Origin of the sequence: Reichenbachiella sp. (genome assembly GCF_033344935.1) — a bacterium.
Classification (GTDB): Bacteria; Bacteroidota; Bacteroidia; order Cytophagales; family Cyclobacteriaceae; genus Reichenbachiella.
Genome location: NZ_JAWPMM010000001.1, coordinates 61467 through 78854, shown reverse-complemented (window position 1 = coordinate 78854; position 17388 = coordinate 61467). Strand labels below are relative to the sequence as shown.

Here is a 17388-nt window from a genome sequence, read left to right as displayed (position 1 = left end):
GATTAATTCACATCCCACCAAACTCTAGAGGTCATGTTATTTTCTCCACCAATTCTATCAATAGCCACTGCTGTATTTTCAGAATTTAACAGTACTTCATTAGTAGGATAAGGTAAGCGTACGGGGATGTCTGATTGAGACATCTGAACTCCACCTTTTGTTGGAGGAGTGAGTACAGGGAAGTCTAACCTTCTCTGCTCAGAAAATGCTTCTGACCCGTATGGGTAAAATGAGATATATTTCTGAATACCGATTTTTTCTTGCCACGTTGCTCCACTGGCTGCATTGGTATACGCAACATTTGGTTGAGCCAGGTAGGCAGCAATATCCGCATCTGTAATGGTTTGCCATCCATCACCATAGTAAGTATGGTATCTCATTGACGATGTAACACCATCATTGTAGTGTTCTTCAGCTGTTTGTCCAACTGGAGATGTAAAGCCTCTTTCTACAGCTTCTGCAAGCAAGAAAGACACCTCAGCAAAGTCCATCACGTTATGCGGCCACACGCCATCGGACTCATCTCTATCAAAGCTTCTGAAATTCCAACCTAAGAAGGCCCACTCATAGTAACCTCCTCCTGCTGTTGAATTCAAATTCGGATAAGCAACGTCAGTTACAGGATAACCTGAATAAGGCTCGTGTGACCAATCATATAGCATACTAGATCTTCTTGGGTCATTTCGATCATTGACAATGTCAGTGAAAGTCTTACAAGCTACTACGTCTTCCCATCCGGCAGTTCCGCCGTCATTCGTTCTCCTCAGAGGGCTTCGGTTCGTGGTTTTTCCAAAGCTAAACTGAACGCTTTCCTCATAAGAGCTGATGAGTGGATCACTTAGTGCCTCATTGACAGTAGACGCTCCCAAAGTTGGATTGGCATCAATTATTCTCATGCCAAGCCTTAGCTTCAGTGAGTTAGCAAAGCGTGCCCATGCCGATGCATCGCCCGCTAAAAACAAGTCTGAATCACCGAAGCTGTCATTAGACTCAGAGCCATTGATATCGGCTATAGTCTTTGTCAGTCTATTGATTAAATCAGGATAGATTTCAGATTGCGGTGTGTAAGAGGGTTGCAATCCATCCAATCCTGTTAAAGCATCTGTGTAAGGTACATCTCCAAACTGATCAGTAATCTGTGTCCAGGTCCATACCTCCATGATTTCAAAAATTGCTTTTTGATTAGTCTTCGTTCCTTCATCAGCAATTTGATAAGGAGGGGTTTCAACCATTTTAGCCGCTTCTCGGATTCTTGAAAGTGCATTATAATGTTGACCCCAGTAGGAATCGAACATAGTTCCTCGAAAGTTGTATATGTTCTCATTGGTATAGAGATGCTTTGCAAAGTACTGTACTATTCCTCCTGTTTGATTATTGAACAGGTCACTTGTAAATACGTATCTCTCCATAGCGTCTATTTGAATACCGCTTAAAATGTAAGCAGGGTCTACAACGCTTGGAAATCTATCATCCTGATTTATTTCTTGAAAATCATCTGTACATGAGACAAGCACCACTGTCAGCAGTGACACGAGCCATTTATTTATTCTTTTCATAATTAATGTCTTTTACAGTTAACTGATGTTATTTTCCAATGCCTAGGTTCACCTTAAATCCAAAGGTTCTTTCTCGAGGTAGCATACCCCAGTCAAGGCCTTGAACATTACCCACTCCATAAGAAATCTCTGGATCGGCATCGAATGATTTACTTAAAATGGCCAGGTTTCTACCTACCACTGAAATACTCACATTGTTAAAAGGTGTGTTGCTGAGGAGCGATCTTGGTAGGGTGTAGCCTAAAGATAATTCTCTCAGCTTCACGTAACCGCCATCGAAAATCGAAGCTGATTCTGGATTTTCTCCGTCGTTACTGTAAGTGTAAGCACTAATACGGGTATCATTAGGGCTACCATCTGCAGTTACACCATCTAGTATGATTCCACCTTGAGCAGGGTTAGCAATTTGGTTACCGTTGTCGTCATCAATCATGTCATGGTAATCATTTCTGATCGGGTTGCCCAGGTCATTCGTGCCCACCGTTTCTGCATGGTTTCCTGTAGTTTTCAACCATCTGTGTGCCTGAGAGTAAATCTCTCCACCTTTTCTGATATCAAAAAGTACGCTGGCACTAAACCCTGCATAATTTACAGTAGTACCAATCCCCATTTCCCAATCAGGAACGACACTACCTAGTACTTTCGGATCTGACAACGCATAGGTGCCATCTTCATCGATTACTCTCTGACCGGCATCATTATATACATAATCTCTACCTACAAAACTCCCATAATCTTCACCTTTGATGTGCTGTAGTTTAAGTTCATAAAGTGATCCAATCTCAATGTTCTCCAAACTTTCTGGTAAGTCTGTTACCTTGTTGGTGTACTTGGAGAAGTTTACATTGATATCCCAGGAGAACTTTCCGATTTTCACTGGCGTGGCGTTTATCGCCAATTCAATTCCCTTGTTTTCAATTTCACCTGTATTGGTGTAATACCATCTAGAACCAGATGAGCCGGCAATTGGCGTAGACAGCAATTGGTCAGAACTTACTCTACTGTACCATGCAAAATCGATTCCCAATCTGTTTTCAAAGAACTTAAGATCAGCACCAACTTCAAAATCAAGTGTTTGTTCAGGTTTCAAATTTGGGTTGTTGATATACTGCTGCATATAGTAAGTAGGAAGGCCATTTTGCTTTTCTCCAGCTACGTACTGAAATGCTGTGTTCGTTCTGAACATTCCCGCCGCGTTTCCAGTTTTGGCATAACTCGCTCTCAACTTACCAAACGAAAGTGCTGAGAAAGAACTCAACGCTGGCAGTTCAGAAAACACAAATGAACCTGACAATGAATAATAGCCAAACGGATCATTCAATGTAGACGAGTGCTCATTTCGATAAGTGGCTTCCAAAAACACCATGTCAGCGTAACCAATATTTACAGATCCAAAATAAGCGTGGTCCTTTCTCTGTTGAATGTAATCATCGTATCCGATAATGTCATTTACTGAATTGTTGATAGAATATATATTTGGCATCACCAAACCGTCCGACGTTCCCAGGTAAGCTCTTTCCCAATCTTGCTGTCTCCAGTTGGCACCTAGCATACCACCTAGTGAAAACTTACTGTCATCGAAATACTTCTCAAAGCTGGCGAACAAATCATAGTTTTGCTGCTTTTCGAAATCTCTACCTACCCAATAACCCGGGAACGCACCACGACCTACATACTCGACCACGCCACCTTTGGCAATTTTCCATTCACGTGTATACTTTGTTTGATCTATACCGGCTCTACCTGTGATTGACAACCAATCCAATGCCTTATAGGTCAATTCATATTTTCCATAAATTCTGTCCCGCTGATCATTTTGGATATTTTCATTTCGTGTCCAATAAGGGTTGTCCCAGTAGGCAGGGTTCGGATTTGTAGGGCCATTTCTATTCCAAGAGCGCTGAACACCATCATCGTTCTTCCATTTTTCCATTCTGGATAAGTCCAATTGTCTTTGATGCCAGTTTCCAAATGATGCCATGATGCTGACCCCATCATTGTCTGAGTATCCAGTACCCGCTCTACCTACAGCTTCAGAACGAACTAAGTTTGCGCTGAGAGTAGATTTTAGTTTTTCTGTGATTTGCGAAACAGCAGTGACGTTGAACGTTCTTCTGTTCAATTCACTATTTGGAAGTGTGCCGTCTACTCTATAATCTGTGAAACTTGCTCTCATGGAGTTTTTGGCTGTTCCTGCTTCTACTGAAATATTATTGTTCAGTGCCACACCAGTTTTGAACAGGTGCTCAATACCGTTAGGCGATGCTTCCCATGCTCTCAATTGTCCAAAATTCTCAGTATCCGTTGGGTCCCAGCTGTCCCAGTGTCTTACCATGGAGCCATCAAATCTTGGCCCCCAGCTCTCGTCGGCATAGGTTTCTACATATGGATCCCCATCGGAACCGGCTAAGTAATCAGGGTGTGACGAAGAGTCATAAGTAAATGTAGGAAATGAATCAGAGTAACCTCCACCATATTCGTTTTGGTAGGAGTGAAACGTTGATTCATCAATTTTGGAGAATGTTACTCCGGAGCTGATGTTCACTTTAGTTACACCAGTTTTGGCTCTCTTCGTAGTGATCATTACTACACCATTGGAAGCTCTGGATCCATAAAGTGCAGAGGCACTACCACCTTTTAATACTGAAATGGTTTCAATATTCTCCGGGTTAATATCGGCTGCAGAGTTACCAAAATCATATCCACCACCTCCTGACAACTGACCGCTCGAATTGTAAGAAGAGTTGTTGATCGGTACTCCATCTACTACGAATAAAGGCTGGTTGCTACCGGTAAGTGAGGTATTACCACGAATCAAAATATTGGTTCCACCTCCCATGGTAGAAGAAGCCTTAACGTTGATACCTGCTACTTTGCCCGACAGCGATCGAATAAAGTTGTCCTCCTTGGCGGTAGTAACGGCTGCTCCATCTACTTCTTGAATTGCATAGCCCAATGAAGCCTGATCTCGTTCAACCCCCAAGGCAGTTACAACCACTTCAGATAGTTGTTGAACATCAGCTTTCATAGATACATCTATCACAGATCGGCCTCCTATCTCCACTTTCTCGGTTGCCATGCCAATGAATGTAAAAATCAGTGTATTGCTTCCTGATGGAACATCCACTGAGTAGTTTCCGTCGATGTCCGTGACGGTGCCGGCGGCAGAACCCTCTACCAATACAGATACCCCAGGAAGTTTTTCTCCTTCCGATGATACTGTTCCTTTGATCGTGCTTTGTGCCCACACGCTCGACACCATCGTACACACGACAGATGTCAATAGTAAAAACTTTTTCATACTTAATGGTTTTGAATAATACAAAGCAGTCCCGCCTGATCGTCATCAGAATGGGCATGCTGTTTAATGGTAGGGCTGAAGAATCAGCTAATTAGATGCGCAAAGAATTGTTACCTACATACTGCGAATGGCTTCTTTTAAGTCTTTCGCAACGTAAAGGAGAAGATATTTTTCGGGAGGGTTACATACTATTTTGACATATGGAAGTACATATTTGGTAAATAGATGTAAATGCAAACTATATACAATGTCATGAATTGTACAATGCAAATAATCTATCTCATGAAGTAAAAAATACCAAATAAAAGATTGTATGATAATGTTTTAAACTAATGAGATTTTACCTCAGTATAAACCCATCTTTGAATGGGTCTTTGGGGTCTATAAGGAATTCATTTTGACCTGTGATATGAGCTGTGCCTTCTACTTGAGGAATTACTGCATGAAATGGTCCGTACTTTTCTTCTTTGTATACTGTACCAATAAAAGAAGAGCCGATGATACTTTCGATTGACATTGAATCTCCGGTTTGGAGTTCTCCTCTTTTGTGGTGAATGGCCATACGTCCAGACACGCCAGATCCTGTAGGCGAGCGGTCTACTTCACCTGCGGCGAAGATGCACACGTTGCGAGAATCAATGTCAGTAGCATGGGGTTTTCCAGTGAAAATGGTACCATACAACTCGCTCATTTCAGGTTCGAACGGATGTATGATTTGATTGTTAGTATTAATCACAGCGTGTTTAATTGCCATTCCTTTTTCTATCAGCTGGCGATAGTTTTTTTCCGTCATATCAATACCATACTTGTCCGCATCGACATAGGCATAAAAAGCTCCGCCATAAGCTAGATCATATTTGATTATACCTATACCTTCTACTTCTACTTCGTAATCCAGACCAACTACAAAAGAAGGCACACAATGAAAGTAGACCGATGTAACTTCTCCTTGATTAATTTTCGCAAAGCTTTCCAATCGACCACAGGGTGCATCGATGACCACTTTAGTGATAGGTTCAACTTTATCCACCCACTCCATTTCAACAGCTAGTTTGGTAATAGCAATTGTGGCATGACCACACATGGTGCTATAGCCTTCGTTATGCGTAAATAGGATACCAAAATCGGTTTCTTCATCATTAGGAGGAACGAGTATACATCCATACATATCTGCATGACCTCGAGGTTCAAACATTAATGCAGTGCGAAATTGGTCATGATTTTCTTTCATGTATCTCCTGTACTCCAACACATTATTGCCTTTCAATTCGGGTAGTCCACTAAGGATGACACGGAGCGGTTCACCACCCGTGTGCATATCGATAGTTTTGATTTTTAACCAATTGGTAGGAGGGGTGAAGGTTTGATAGGATTGTATGCGTTCGAAGGTGTTCATGATGGGTTCAACTATATCGTTCTACTGCTAACAAAGTATCATCCAGGTGTGGTGTGTTTTCTTGTGCGATTTCACTCACCAACTGCCCAGTGATTGGACCAAGAGAGATTCCTAGCATAGCATGTCCAGTTGCTATAATTAAATTGTCGAACTTTTTGGTTTTGCCAATATAGGGCATGCCATCAGGCGAACATGGCCTTAACCCTGCCCATGGTTTTGCTCCTTCGAACGACTCTTGATTGAACTGAGGGAAGTAGTCTGGTATGGACTTTTGAATACCCAGTACTCTACGGGGATTGATAGAAAGATCTAAGCCATTGACTTCCATGGTACCGGCAAAGCGCAGGCCGTGCTGCATGGGTGTGACTGCCACTCGTGCTTCGGTGAGAATGGAGGCAGTTTTTGGCATAACCAGTGGATTTTTTACTTCGAAACTGTAGCCTTTGCCTCCTTGTAGTAATATTTTTATTCCTAGCTGCTTTAGGAATTTCGCGGTCCAGGAGCCAGTAGCAATTACGAATTGATCGGCTTCTATTTTTCCTTTATCTGTAATCAATGCCTTGAGATGACCTTGATTTTTTTCAGCGTCGGTCACTTTGGTATTGTAATAGAATTTGACTCCTTGTTTTTTGAGGTAATCTTGAAATCCATTCATAAAGGAATTGGGTGTAAACCAGGCATCATTTTTAAAATGCACGGCACCTACTGTATCAATCTCAAATCCTGGATTGATTTTTTCCGCTTGAGCTGATGATAGCACATCTACATTTTGCCCACATTTTCTTCCTAATTCTGCCATTTCCGCTTCTTCATCCAAGACATGCTGAGACTTGCAATACATGAGTAAACCCTTGTTGTCGAAGCCAGCGTCAATTTTGGTATCAGCTAAAATTTCTTCGATCAAAGTCCGACTTTCCATCAACATTTGGTTCAAAATAGGCACTGCACTTTCGACTCTTTTCTTCGTGGATGCACGGAAAAATTGCCAGCTCCATTTCGCTAAATTCACATTCAGACTTGGCTTGATATAAAATGGACTTTCAGGATTGGTCATCCATTTCAATCCTTGAGCAATGATTCCAGGAGAGGCCAGGGGTACCATATGGCTAGGGCTGAAAAATCCAGCGTTTCCGAAAGAGCAATTGTCGGACCCATCGCCTTCATCGATAACTGTCACTTCATACCCTTGTTTGTTCAAATAATACGCCGAGCAAAGCCCGATCATTCCGCTACCTACTATTGCTATTTTCATTATATCATGTTGTTCGTCATATCGACCAGAGGGAGATATCCCCATCGGATCTGCAAGCGGCAGGGGGACTTCTCGCTTCGCTCGAAGTGACGTTGGTTATTATATCACTTGAAACCCGTGTGCATACGGATCATCGTCATCAATAATAATATTGTTGTACCCGGTGACTTGTGCCCATCCTTGAATGCTTGGCACGATGGCAGGCTTGTCACCAAGAGTTGTTTCTTCTTCCACTCTTCCAATAAATTTAGATCCAATGTAGCTCTCATGCACGAATTCTTCTCCCATTTTTAATTTTCCCTTGGCATGCCATTGAGCCAATCTAGCTGAGGTGCCTGTGCCGCATGGCGACCTGTCGATCGCCTTGTCTCCGTAGAACACGGCATTTCGGGCAGTGGAAGTAGGGTCGATAGGGTCGCCGGTCCACAGCATGTGGGACAGCCCTCGGATGGTATCATTTTCTGGATGTACAAACTCGTACTTGTCGTTGATTTTGTTGCGCAGCTCCTGGCTCCACCGGATCAAGTCGCCGGCCGTGTTTTTATGAACACCAGAGAAGTTTTTCTGTGGGTCTACGATTGCATAAAAATTTCCACCATAAGCCACATCAAAAGTTAACTCTCCCAGATCACTGCTTTCTATGGTTAGGTTTTCAGCTGCTAGGTATGATTTGACGTTAGTCAATTTGACCCACTTAACTTTTTTGCCTTCTTGTAAATAATCAACCAAGACTAGCCCAGCGGGGGTTTCCAATCTCAACTTACCTGGCACTTTGGGAGTAATCAGCCCTTCTTCAATGGCAATGGTCACCGTGCCAATCGTGCCATGCCCACACATAGGCAGACAACCGCTAGTTTCAATAAACAACACGCCGATGTCATTTTTCGGATCAGAAGGAGGAAAGAGAATACTTCCCGACATCATATCATGACCCCTCGGCTCAAACATTAGACCCGTACGAATCCAATCGTATTCTTTCAAGAAATGCTGGCGCTTTTCGCTCATGTTGGCACCAATCAGATTGGGACCACCGCCGGCTACTACTCTCACGGGATTGCCGCAGGTATGCGCATCTACGCAAAAAAATGTTTTTCTAGACATCCGTTAGTTGTTTTTGAGATTTATCAAAGGCCAAGGTAGCAGCAGCCAAATCTTCTAAAGCATGACCTACTGATTTGAAGCAGGTGATGTTTTCTGGCGTTCGTATCACCTCTTTTTTGCCTTGGGCCAATTCAAATAGATCGGCCTTAATGTCTTCAATTTTAAATGTACCATTGGCAATTGGAATGGCCAAGTCTCCCGTTTCTTTGGTGGCGCCTTCCAGATTGTCGACATAGATGTCAGCCATGGCCAACACCTCATCGTCCATCTCGCGCATGTCAGGTTTGTAGGCTCCGATCATGTCCAGGTGCTGTCCTGGCTTTAGGTTTTTACCAAATACTAAGGCCGTAGGACTCAGCGTAGCACAGCTGATAATGTCAGCTTGCGCCATCCCTTGTTCGATGGTACCGATGGTTTTTATACTGACTCCATCGATATTGACTGAATCAACAACAGTTTGTGCTTTATCTTCCGACCTTCCCCAAACCAACACTTCCGTGATTGGGCGAACAGCACAGTGTGCGTGAATCAATTCAGCAGACAAGGCACCGGTACCAATCACCAAAAGTGTTTGGCTGTTTGCCCTCGAAAGATACTGAGAAGCCAATGCGGAGGCTGCGGCTGTTCTTTTAACCGTTAGTTTTTTCGCATCCATCAAGGCTTTGGGCGTGCCTGTTTGCAGATCGAAGTAGATGTACAAACCTTGTATGGATGGTAGGTTGTGCTTGGAATTATTTGGAGATACGTTTACGATTTTGACTCCGAGGTTTTCACCATTGTCCCATGCTGGCATGAGGAGCAAAGTAGATTCCATGCCTTCTTTTGGATTGGGGTATTGGTGATGATGGCGCATAGGGATATTATAATTCTGAGCGAATGCTTCGTTGATCTTGGGAATCAACTCTTCGTAGCTCAATAGCTGCTCTAGTTCCTCTGCCTCTATGTATTTCATCCTATTTTACGTCATTGCGAGCTTGCCTTTTGTAGAAAGGCAAAGCGCGGCAATCTTAATCTTTGTTTGATAATTTATCTTCAATATACTGATCCACCATTTCTTCCATGATTTCTAAAGTCACTGTGCCTTGCGATAAGATCAAGTCATGAAATGCTCTGATATCAAATTTCTCACCCAGTTGCTCTTCAGCTTTTTTGCGCAAAGCTTTAATTTTCAATTCGCCTATTTTGTAAGACAGGGCTTGAGCTGGCCATGAGATATAGCGGTCAGTTTCTGTCCTGATTTCATGTAAGGAGAGCGCAGTATTTGCAGCCATATATTCCATCACCTGATCTCGGGTCCAGCCTTTGGCATGAATACCGGTGTCTACCACCAATCTACATGCTCGCCACATTTCGTAAGTGAGTCTTCCAAAATTGCTATAAGGATCTGTGTAGAAACCAGCTTCTAACCCTAAGAATTCCGAATATAGACCCCACCCTTCTCCAAAAACAGAAAGATAAAGCGACTGCCTAAATTCTGGTAAGTGTGTCAACTCTCTGGACAAAGCTTCCTGCAAATGATGTCCGGGCACGGCTTCATGAAAAGAAAGTGCTTCTAGCACGTACAGCGGTCTACTTTCCAATGCGTAAGTATTCACCCAATATTCGCCTGGCTGATTGGCATCTAAAGAACCGGGCGAATATCGTCCGCCTGTGTATTTGGGTGCCAGGTGATCCGGTACCGGTTTGACGGTATAAGGCTGTCGGGGCAGCTTCCCAAAAAGTTTAGGCAATTGGCCGTCCATGGACTTAGATATCCAAGCGGCTTCCTTTAACAACTGGTCGGGTGTCTCTGCATAGAATTGAGGGTCAGTTCTCAGAAAATCCAAGAACTCGGCAAAGCTCCCTTCGAATGCCACCTCTTCAATAATGGATTCCATTTCGCCCTTGATTCTTGCTACTTCCTGTAACCCTAATTGATGAATGGAGTCAGGGCTTAACTCTAAAGTGGTGTAATACTTGATTCGCTGACGATAAAACTCATCTCCATTGGGTAGTTCGCTCGCACCTATACTGGTTCTTGTGTTTGGCACAAATTCATTGGTCATGAAATCTGAGAATTGCTGATAGCCAGCCATGGCTCCATTTCGAACCGCTTGCTGTCCTTTTTCTAATAGCTCAGCTTTTTCTTCTTCAGATAATTGATTGGGAAGGTTCAAGAAGGGTTTGTAAAAAAGACTTTCTTCAAGATCATCCACTATATGATTGTCGTAGGTGACTTCGTAACCCTCCAATATGATCTTAGGCTGAACCATTCCGATTTCCAGTCCTTTTCGCATCAGCGAAATGTGCTGATCTACATATTTAGGAAATGATTCCAGAACAGCGATGTAATTGAGATAATCTTGTTTGCTGGTAAATGAAAAATACTCCGGTGTGAACGCAAAGGAAATATGAAAACCATCATCGGCTAATATCGGATTGAGATAGCCATTTAGATCATATTGAGCCACTTTGTCTTCTTGCACAAATTTGAAAAGTGCACAAGTGATTTGATCTTCAAAGCTCAATTGATTTTTATCAATAGCCTCAAGTTGTGAAATGATGTCTCGAGTAAAATCGGCCCTTTTTTTAATGGCTGCTTCACTCATGTCTGGTAAACGGTTATAGTTATCGGACAAGCTTGAGAACTCCTTTTTTTCAAAGGCTTCGTTGGAAGCGATGATATCGAAAAGTTTGTCTTTTTCAGAAACAGAGGGGCCTGCGCAACTAATCACTAGCAGCACAAGCCCAATCCAATAACTATTTACTAATTTCATATGCCTTGGTTTGTCCAGTGGTCATCTACACTGCGCCAGATGCCGTTTGGGTTTTCGTTTTTCAATTCTGCTGGCAACAAAAACTGAGGGGCATTTTGAAATGCCACAGGTCTTGCAAATCTTTTGATCGCATCAGAGCCTACAGAAGTGAATCTACTATCCGTAGCTGCCGGGAATGGTCCGCCATGTTGCATGGAAGCACAAACTTCCACTCCTGTTGGTACGCCGTTGTAAATCAAACGTCCTGTCTTTTTCTCGGCAGCTTGAATTTGTTTTTCAAAGGATTCGAAATCCTTTTCACTACCCATAAAAGTAATTGTTAATTGCCCGGTAAGTTGAGCAATGACTTCGTCCAGTTGAGACTGGTCTTGGCACGTTACAACTAAGGAGTAAGGACCGAATACTTCGTGCTGCAAATTAGGATTGCTTAAAAAGTCAATGGCAGAAACCCTCGCAACGGCAGCGTTAGCACCGTTACGAGGAGTCTCACCATTATTCGAACTAATTAACTTTACTCCGTTTTGGGTTAATGAAGTTTCTTTGTTTTTGGTATAGCTTTTGGCAATGCCTTCGTTGAGCATGGTAGCTGCAGCACTTGCAGATATTTCATTGGCTAGTGTGTCGCAGAATTGATCCAACTCCGCACCTTCGATACCAATCAACAATCCAGGATTAGTACAGAATTGTCCTACGCCTAAGGTGATTGACCCTGCGTAAGTTTTAGCTAAATCGTTGGCTTCAGCTTTTAGTTTTTCTGGTAAGAAGATCACAGGGTTGATGCTTCCCATTTCGGCGAAGACCGGTATAGGCTCGTCTCTTTCAATCGCCATTTTGTATAGTGCCATACCACCACCTAACGAACCGGTGAAGGCAACAGCTTTTGTTTTTGGATGCTTTACTAGTGTAGTACCCAGTTCAAATCCTTCTCCTGCCAACGAAGAATAGACGCCATCGGGCATCCCTGTTTTTTCCGCTGCCTTCGCAATGGCATCAGATACTAGTTCGTTGGTTTGCAAATGAGAATTGTGTGCTTTCACCACTACTGGACAGCCGGAAGCGAGTGCCGAGGCCGTATCTCCACCAGCTGTAGAAAAGGCCAAAGGAAAGTTGCTTGCAGTAAAGACCACTACAGGCCCAATCGGTCTGAGCATTTTTCTGATGTCTGGTTTTGGCAGTGGCTCACGATCTGGCTGAGCAGTGTCAATAGTGGCTTCTACCCAGGCACCTTCTCTCAAGAGCGAAGCGAACAATTTCAATTGTCCCATGGTACGACCACGTTCGCCTACGATTCGCCCTTCTGGCAGCGCAGATTCTTCCATGGCGGCATGCACGAGTTCATCTCCAAGATTCAGAATTTCATCAGCAATGGCTTCTAAGAATTGTGCTCTTTGTTCAGGTGAGGTTTGGCGATAAGCATCAAAAGCGATTTCCGCTTTCTTCATGGCCGCTTCAATATCTTGTGCTGTGGCACCTTTAAACTGACCTGCCCGTGTTTCTGCTGTGGCTGGGTTAAAGGATTGCAGTGTGGCTGTTCCTTTGTCTGATAATTCGAATCCTATCCTGTTGTTTCCGTGCATGGGGTGAATTTTTATCCGTCATTGCGAGCGTGGCGACGCAATCTCATTAATTTTTAAGGGTTCGAGATTGCTTCGTCGTGCCTCCTCGCAATGACGGTCTTATTGAAATTATTTTATACTGCTAGCGCCTTGTAATCTGGCAACTCCGGTCTTGACTTGATACCTGCATCAATAATAGCTAAAACCTCTTCCCTTTCCTTACCGATGATTGGCAAACGAGGAGCTCTTACGTACTCGGTACCGATTCCTTCTGCTACTTCTGCTAACTTAATGTACTGTACCAATTTAGGGTGTAAATCCAATTCGCATAGTGGAATGAACCAACGATTGATCGCAGCGGCTTCTAGAATTCTGCCTGCTTTGAACAATTCGTAGATCGCTACCGTCTCTGCAGGGAAGGCACAAACCAATCCGCCAACCCATCCGTCGGCACCGTTGATCAATGTTTCCATGGCCAAAGTATCCACGCCACAAAGTACCGCGTATCTGTCGCCAAATTTGCTTTTCAAACGAGTCACGTTGGTCACATCTCTAGTTGATTCTTTGATCGCCTGGATGTTGGTGCAAGGTAGTAGCTCCTCGAACATGTCGAGTGTCACCTCAATTTTATAATCCACCGGATTGTTGTAGATCATAATAGGTAGAGATGTAGAAGCAGCTACTGCTTTGAAGTATTCCACTGTTTCTCTGTCGTCTGCTTTGTATCTCATAGGAGGCAAAAGCATTAGTCCATTGGCTCCATTGCTTTCTGCTCTTTTGGCAGCGGCTATAGCTCCTTTGGTGCTTTGCTCTGCAATATTGATCACTACGGGAATGTCTCCTTTGGTGACTTCGATTGTAGTTTTAATCAATACGTCTTTTTCTTCCTCAGTGAGGGTACTGGCTTCGCCCAATGTACCGCCTAAGATGACACCGTGTATGCCTGATTCAAGTTGTACTTCAAGGTTTTTTTTGAAGGCATCCAAATCAAGATTGTCGTTTGCATCAAATTTGGTGGTAATTGCGGGGTATACGCCTTGCCAATTAATTTTCATGTCTTTACTGTTTAAATATTCTTAGGTCAATTGGAGTTAATCATCTGGATATGGTATTCCAATAGTTGTTTTATTCCAATTTAAAATTTTTGTAAAAGTAGAGCAAGCGAAAATGCGTGGCTTATCAATATTTGATTGATACTAATACTATATTAACATGATATAAGGGTTTGTTTTGATATTAATGTATAAATAATATCTTTTGTAATCAAATGTGGTACTATAAGGTGCATTTGATCATTGAAGCAGCTATTTAGAAAATGATAATTTGATGAGTTATGAAGGTATTACCATTTAAGATTCCGAAGACAGACGATTCCTCATTTAGGGTACAGGTGGATATTATGCCCCAGTTCTACGATATTCTTCATCAGCACCCTGAGTCCCAAATAACACTGATTGTGAAAGGGCATGGCACGGTGATCCAAGGCGACTACATTGGCAATTTTTCAGAAGGCGATGTGTTTATTTTTGGAGCCAACGTGCCGCATGTTCTGAAGAGCGACCCATCCTTTTACGAAGACGACAGCACCGAAATGTGCCATGCCATTTGTGTGTTCTTTGATTCAGAAAGTTTTGGGAAGGATTTCTTTGAGTTGCCTGAGATGCGTAGTGTCAACGATTTTATGCGCAAAAGCGTTCGTGGACTGAGATTGAATGGTGATGCCAAAAGACGAGTATCCAAAATCATCACGGAGATAGAAGAACACGACGGGATCACTAAGATCATTTCCTTGCTCAATATTTTCAATCTGCTGAGCCAGACCGACGAACACCAATGGTTGTCTAAAGAGCCACATAATTTGAATGTGGATGAATCAGAGGGCAAGCGTTTGAATGATATCTTCCAGTTTACCATGAAGGAGTACCATCGTCCGATCACCCTAGACGAAGTGGCGGAGGTAGCGAATATGACACCTTCTGCGTTTTGTAGATATTTCAAACAGAGAACCCGAAAGACCTATGTGAGTTTCTTGAATGAACTCCGCGTGGCACATGCGTGCAAACTTTTACTCAACAAAGAAATCAACGTAACCGAAGTGTGCTATCGCTCAGGCTTCGTGAACCTATCCAACTTTAATCGAAAATTTAAGTCTTTGACTAATCACACACCTTCACAGTATCAGAAGGTGCATTTTCAGGAACAGTTGCTTTGATCGAGCAGCTATTCGCGGATTTATTCCGCGATCTGTGTCGGTTAGTCAGGCAGATGCCGGAACAGGTCTGGCAATTGAAATTTCCTTGTCATTTCGACGTAAGGAGAAATCTTAGCGTACCTACCATCTCCCGATGAGATTTCTCACATCCGTTCGAAATGACAATAATTATTGATTAAACTATGAAAACAAAAATATTAATCCTTTCACTGATCAGTGTACTCATGATTCAGTGCCACTCTACCCAGCAAGTCAACGCCGACTTGAAGAATCAAATCATTGACTTATTCCCTGGAGCCACGGTAGAGGCTATTGCCTTCGGAGAGCCTTATCAGGAAGCCTATAAAGTTAAATTACTCCAATTTCTGGATCACAACAATCCTGAATTGGGCACTTTTGATCAGTACATTTATTTGTATCATACGGACTATGTAGCGCCGGTGCATTTGGAGACGGGCGGCTATGATGCTTATCTGACGGAAAGAGAGATTAGCAAAAATTTGGGATTGAATTTGATCATCGTGGAATATCGATTTTATGGAGAATCTAAGCCTGATAACATTCCGTGGGAGTACCTGACGAATGACCAAGCTGTGGAGGATTATCACCGAATCAATCAGGCCTTTCGGAAGATTTACAAAACTGGAAAATGGCTGATATCCGGCATCAGCAAGGGAGGAGAAACCGCTATGATTTATAAATCCAAATATCCTGAAGATGCCGATGTGGTGGTGCCCTATGTGGCCCCGATTATTTTGGATACGGCGGACGTTCGTCCTTGGGAGCTGGTGAATCGCGTGGGGTCTTCAGATTGCAGGAAGAAGGTGAAAAATCTTCAAAAGAGGCTTTTGAAAAATAAAGATGAGGTACTAAACCTCATGATTGAAACAACCAGAGCTGATTCGTTGACTTTCGCGATTGGCCATGAGGTGGCTTTGGAATATGCCATTTTGGAGTATCTGTTTTCGTTTTGGCAATGGAATGGCGATTGCAGCCAAATACCAGATGAAAAAGCCTCGCTGGACTCTGCTTACCGATATCTGAATGGTGTATCTGGCGTGAGCAACTTTTCTGATCAATCGTACGAATCAGGTTTGCCGTCTTACTATCAGCACATGCGAGAGTTGGGGTATTACGTGATGGATACCACAGATCTGAGCGAATGGCTGAGTCAAGACAGGTACAGTCACCGTGCATTTGCACCGAAGGGCGTGGACCTGACTTACAATGACCGGTACATGCCTGCCGTGAAAGATTATGTAGAAAATCAGGGCGAGCAGATGATCTGGATTTATGGAGGTCTCGATCCTTGGGGCGGTTGCGCCGTAGAGCCTAAAGGCAAAAGCACGATGAAGTTTGTGAAACCAGACGGTACGCATCGCACCAGAATCAAAGATTTGGATTCTCTTCAGCAGCAGCAGATTTATGACTCGTTGAGGGTTTGGTTGGAATGAAAATTAAAGAGGCTGTCTCATACTTTTGAGACAGCCTCTTTAATGAGTGGACCTTGGTGAAATGGTAGGCCATGCTTGAACGCATATGAGAGGTGTTGGACATCATTCGCGAATTACACTCCTTCGCAATATATGAAGCAGTAGCTTTGATCGAGTTTTGTTTTTGCGGATTTATTCCGCAATCTGTTTCGGTTAGTCAGGCAGATGCCAGAACAGGTCTGGCAAGAGTAGATTTATTAGATTAACTCCTCAACGCGAGTCTTAACAATAGAAATGGTAATTGGCTCATAAGAATATTCAAAAGAGCAAAGCCGTAGCTAAACCCCTGTATTTTAGAAACACCGATAATAAAAAGGCTCAATGTCCACATCGAAACCACAATCGTTAAACCTCCATAAACTTTTTCAGAATTAGGATCCAACCCAAAGGACAACAATAGAATTTGAAAGGATACGATTATTCCGTAGGGAATAAATGAAATAGAAACAACATTAGTAAGTTGATTAAGAGTACCTTTTCCATTCCATAATGATCCAATTATTCTCAATAACCATGGATAAATAAAGCCTAGAAACAAGAAGATTAAGGCAGTAGAAATTATTATTCCCGTTATGATACCAATTATGGTATCTCCTTCGCCGAACACGCTTCCCATAACGTGTGAAATATTTATCCCCAACGATAAACCAAGTATAAATAAAGGGATTCCATATAAGGGTTGAGAGTTTTTTGTTAAAATAAGTTCATTAAAAGTTTGTTTGGGGCTAAGCCATATGGTTCGGTAAGGGTTCATTTCATGTATTT

At 42.8% G+C, this 17388-nt stretch carries 12 protein-coding genes; 2 read left to right on the top strand and 10 right to left on the bottom strand.

The genetic code is table 11. The annotated features are described in order from the left end of the window. Positions 1-2: 2 nt before the first annotated feature. The 9 genes from R8N23_RS00340 to R8N23_RS00300 all read right to left on the bottom strand — a co-directional run bounded on the left by R8N23_RS00340 (position 3) and on the right by R8N23_RS00300 (position 13973). On the bottom strand, positions 3-1556 hold the full coding sequence (locus R8N23_RS00340; protein ID WP_318169563.1) for a SusD/RagB family nutrient-binding outer membrane lipoprotein: 1554 nt from the start codon (positions 1554-1556) through the stop codon (positions 3-5). A 28-nt stretch (positions 1557-1584) separates the two neighbouring features. Then, on the bottom strand, positions 1585-4857 hold the full coding sequence (locus R8N23_RS00335) for a SusC/RagA family TonB-linked outer membrane protein (protein ID WP_318169562.1): 3273 nt from the start codon (positions 4855-4857) through the stop codon (positions 1585-1587). Positions 4858-5197: 340 nt separating this feature from the next. Next, positions 5198-6253 carry a proline racemase family protein gene (locus tag R8N23_RS00330; RefSeq protein WP_318169561.1) on the bottom strand — a complete coding sequence of 352 codons (1056 nt, stop codon included), beginning with the start codon at positions 6251-6253 and terminating at the stop codon, positions 5198-5200. 7 nt (positions 6254-6260) lie between these two features. Then, entirely contained in the window at positions 6261-7505 is a 1245-nt protein-coding gene (locus tag R8N23_RS00325; protein ID WP_318169560.1) for an NAD(P)/FAD-dependent oxidoreductase, read from the bottom strand. A gap of 99 nt (positions 7506-7604) precedes the next feature. Further along, positions 7605-8606: a 4-hydroxyproline epimerase gene (locus R8N23_RS00320; RefSeq protein WP_318169559.1), complete on the bottom strand. Its 1002-nt coding sequence runs from the start codon at positions 8604-8606 to the stop codon at positions 7605-7607. After that, positions 8599-9558 (bottom strand): ornithine cyclodeaminase family protein, encoded by a 960-nt coding sequence (locus tag R8N23_RS00315; RefSeq protein ID WP_318169558.1) that lies wholly within the window; start codon positions 9556-9558, stop codon positions 8599-8601. The genes R8N23_RS00320 and R8N23_RS00315 overlap by 8 nt, the downstream gene beginning before the upstream one ends. 55 nt (positions 9559-9613) lie before the next feature. Continuing rightward, positions 9614-11362 (bottom strand): DUF885 domain-containing protein, encoded by a 1749-nt coding sequence (locus tag R8N23_RS00310; protein WP_318169557.1) that lies wholly within the window; start codon positions 11360-11362, stop codon positions 9614-9616. Continuing rightward, complete coding sequence (locus tag R8N23_RS00305) at positions 11359-12939, bottom strand: aldehyde dehydrogenase (NADP(+)) (RefSeq protein ID WP_318169556.1); 1581 nt, start codon at positions 12937-12939, stop codon at positions 11359-11361. Before R8N23_RS00305 ends, R8N23_RS00310 begins: the two co-directional genes overlap by 4 nt. A gap of 113 nt (positions 12940-13052) precedes the next feature. Next, a complete protein-coding gene (locus R8N23_RS00300) occupies positions 13053-13973 on the bottom strand; it encodes a dihydrodipicolinate synthase family protein (protein ID WP_318169555.1) in 921 nt (306 codons plus the stop codon). 278 nt (positions 13974-14251) lie between these two features. Between R8N23_RS00300 and R8N23_RS00295 the strand changes: the two genes are divergently transcribed. Further along, complete coding sequence (locus R8N23_RS00295) at positions 14252-15130, top strand: AraC family transcriptional regulator (RefSeq protein ID WP_318169554.1); 879 nt, start codon at positions 14252-14254, stop codon at positions 15128-15130. 182 nt (positions 15131-15312) lie between these two features. Continuing rightward, positions 15313-16584, top strand: coding sequence for a S28 family serine protease (locus tag R8N23_RS00290; RefSeq protein WP_318169553.1), 1272 nt, complete (start codon positions 15313-15315; stop codon positions 16582-16584). Between the two features lie 241 nt (positions 16585-16825). Here the strand turns inward: R8N23_RS00290 and R8N23_RS00285 are convergent, their stop codons facing one another. Beyond that, on the bottom strand, positions 16826-17377 hold the full coding sequence (locus R8N23_RS00285) for a YIP1 family protein (protein WP_318169552.1): 552 nt from the start codon (positions 17375-17377) through the stop codon (positions 16826-16828). Between the last annotated feature and the right edge of the window lie 11 nt (positions 17378-17388).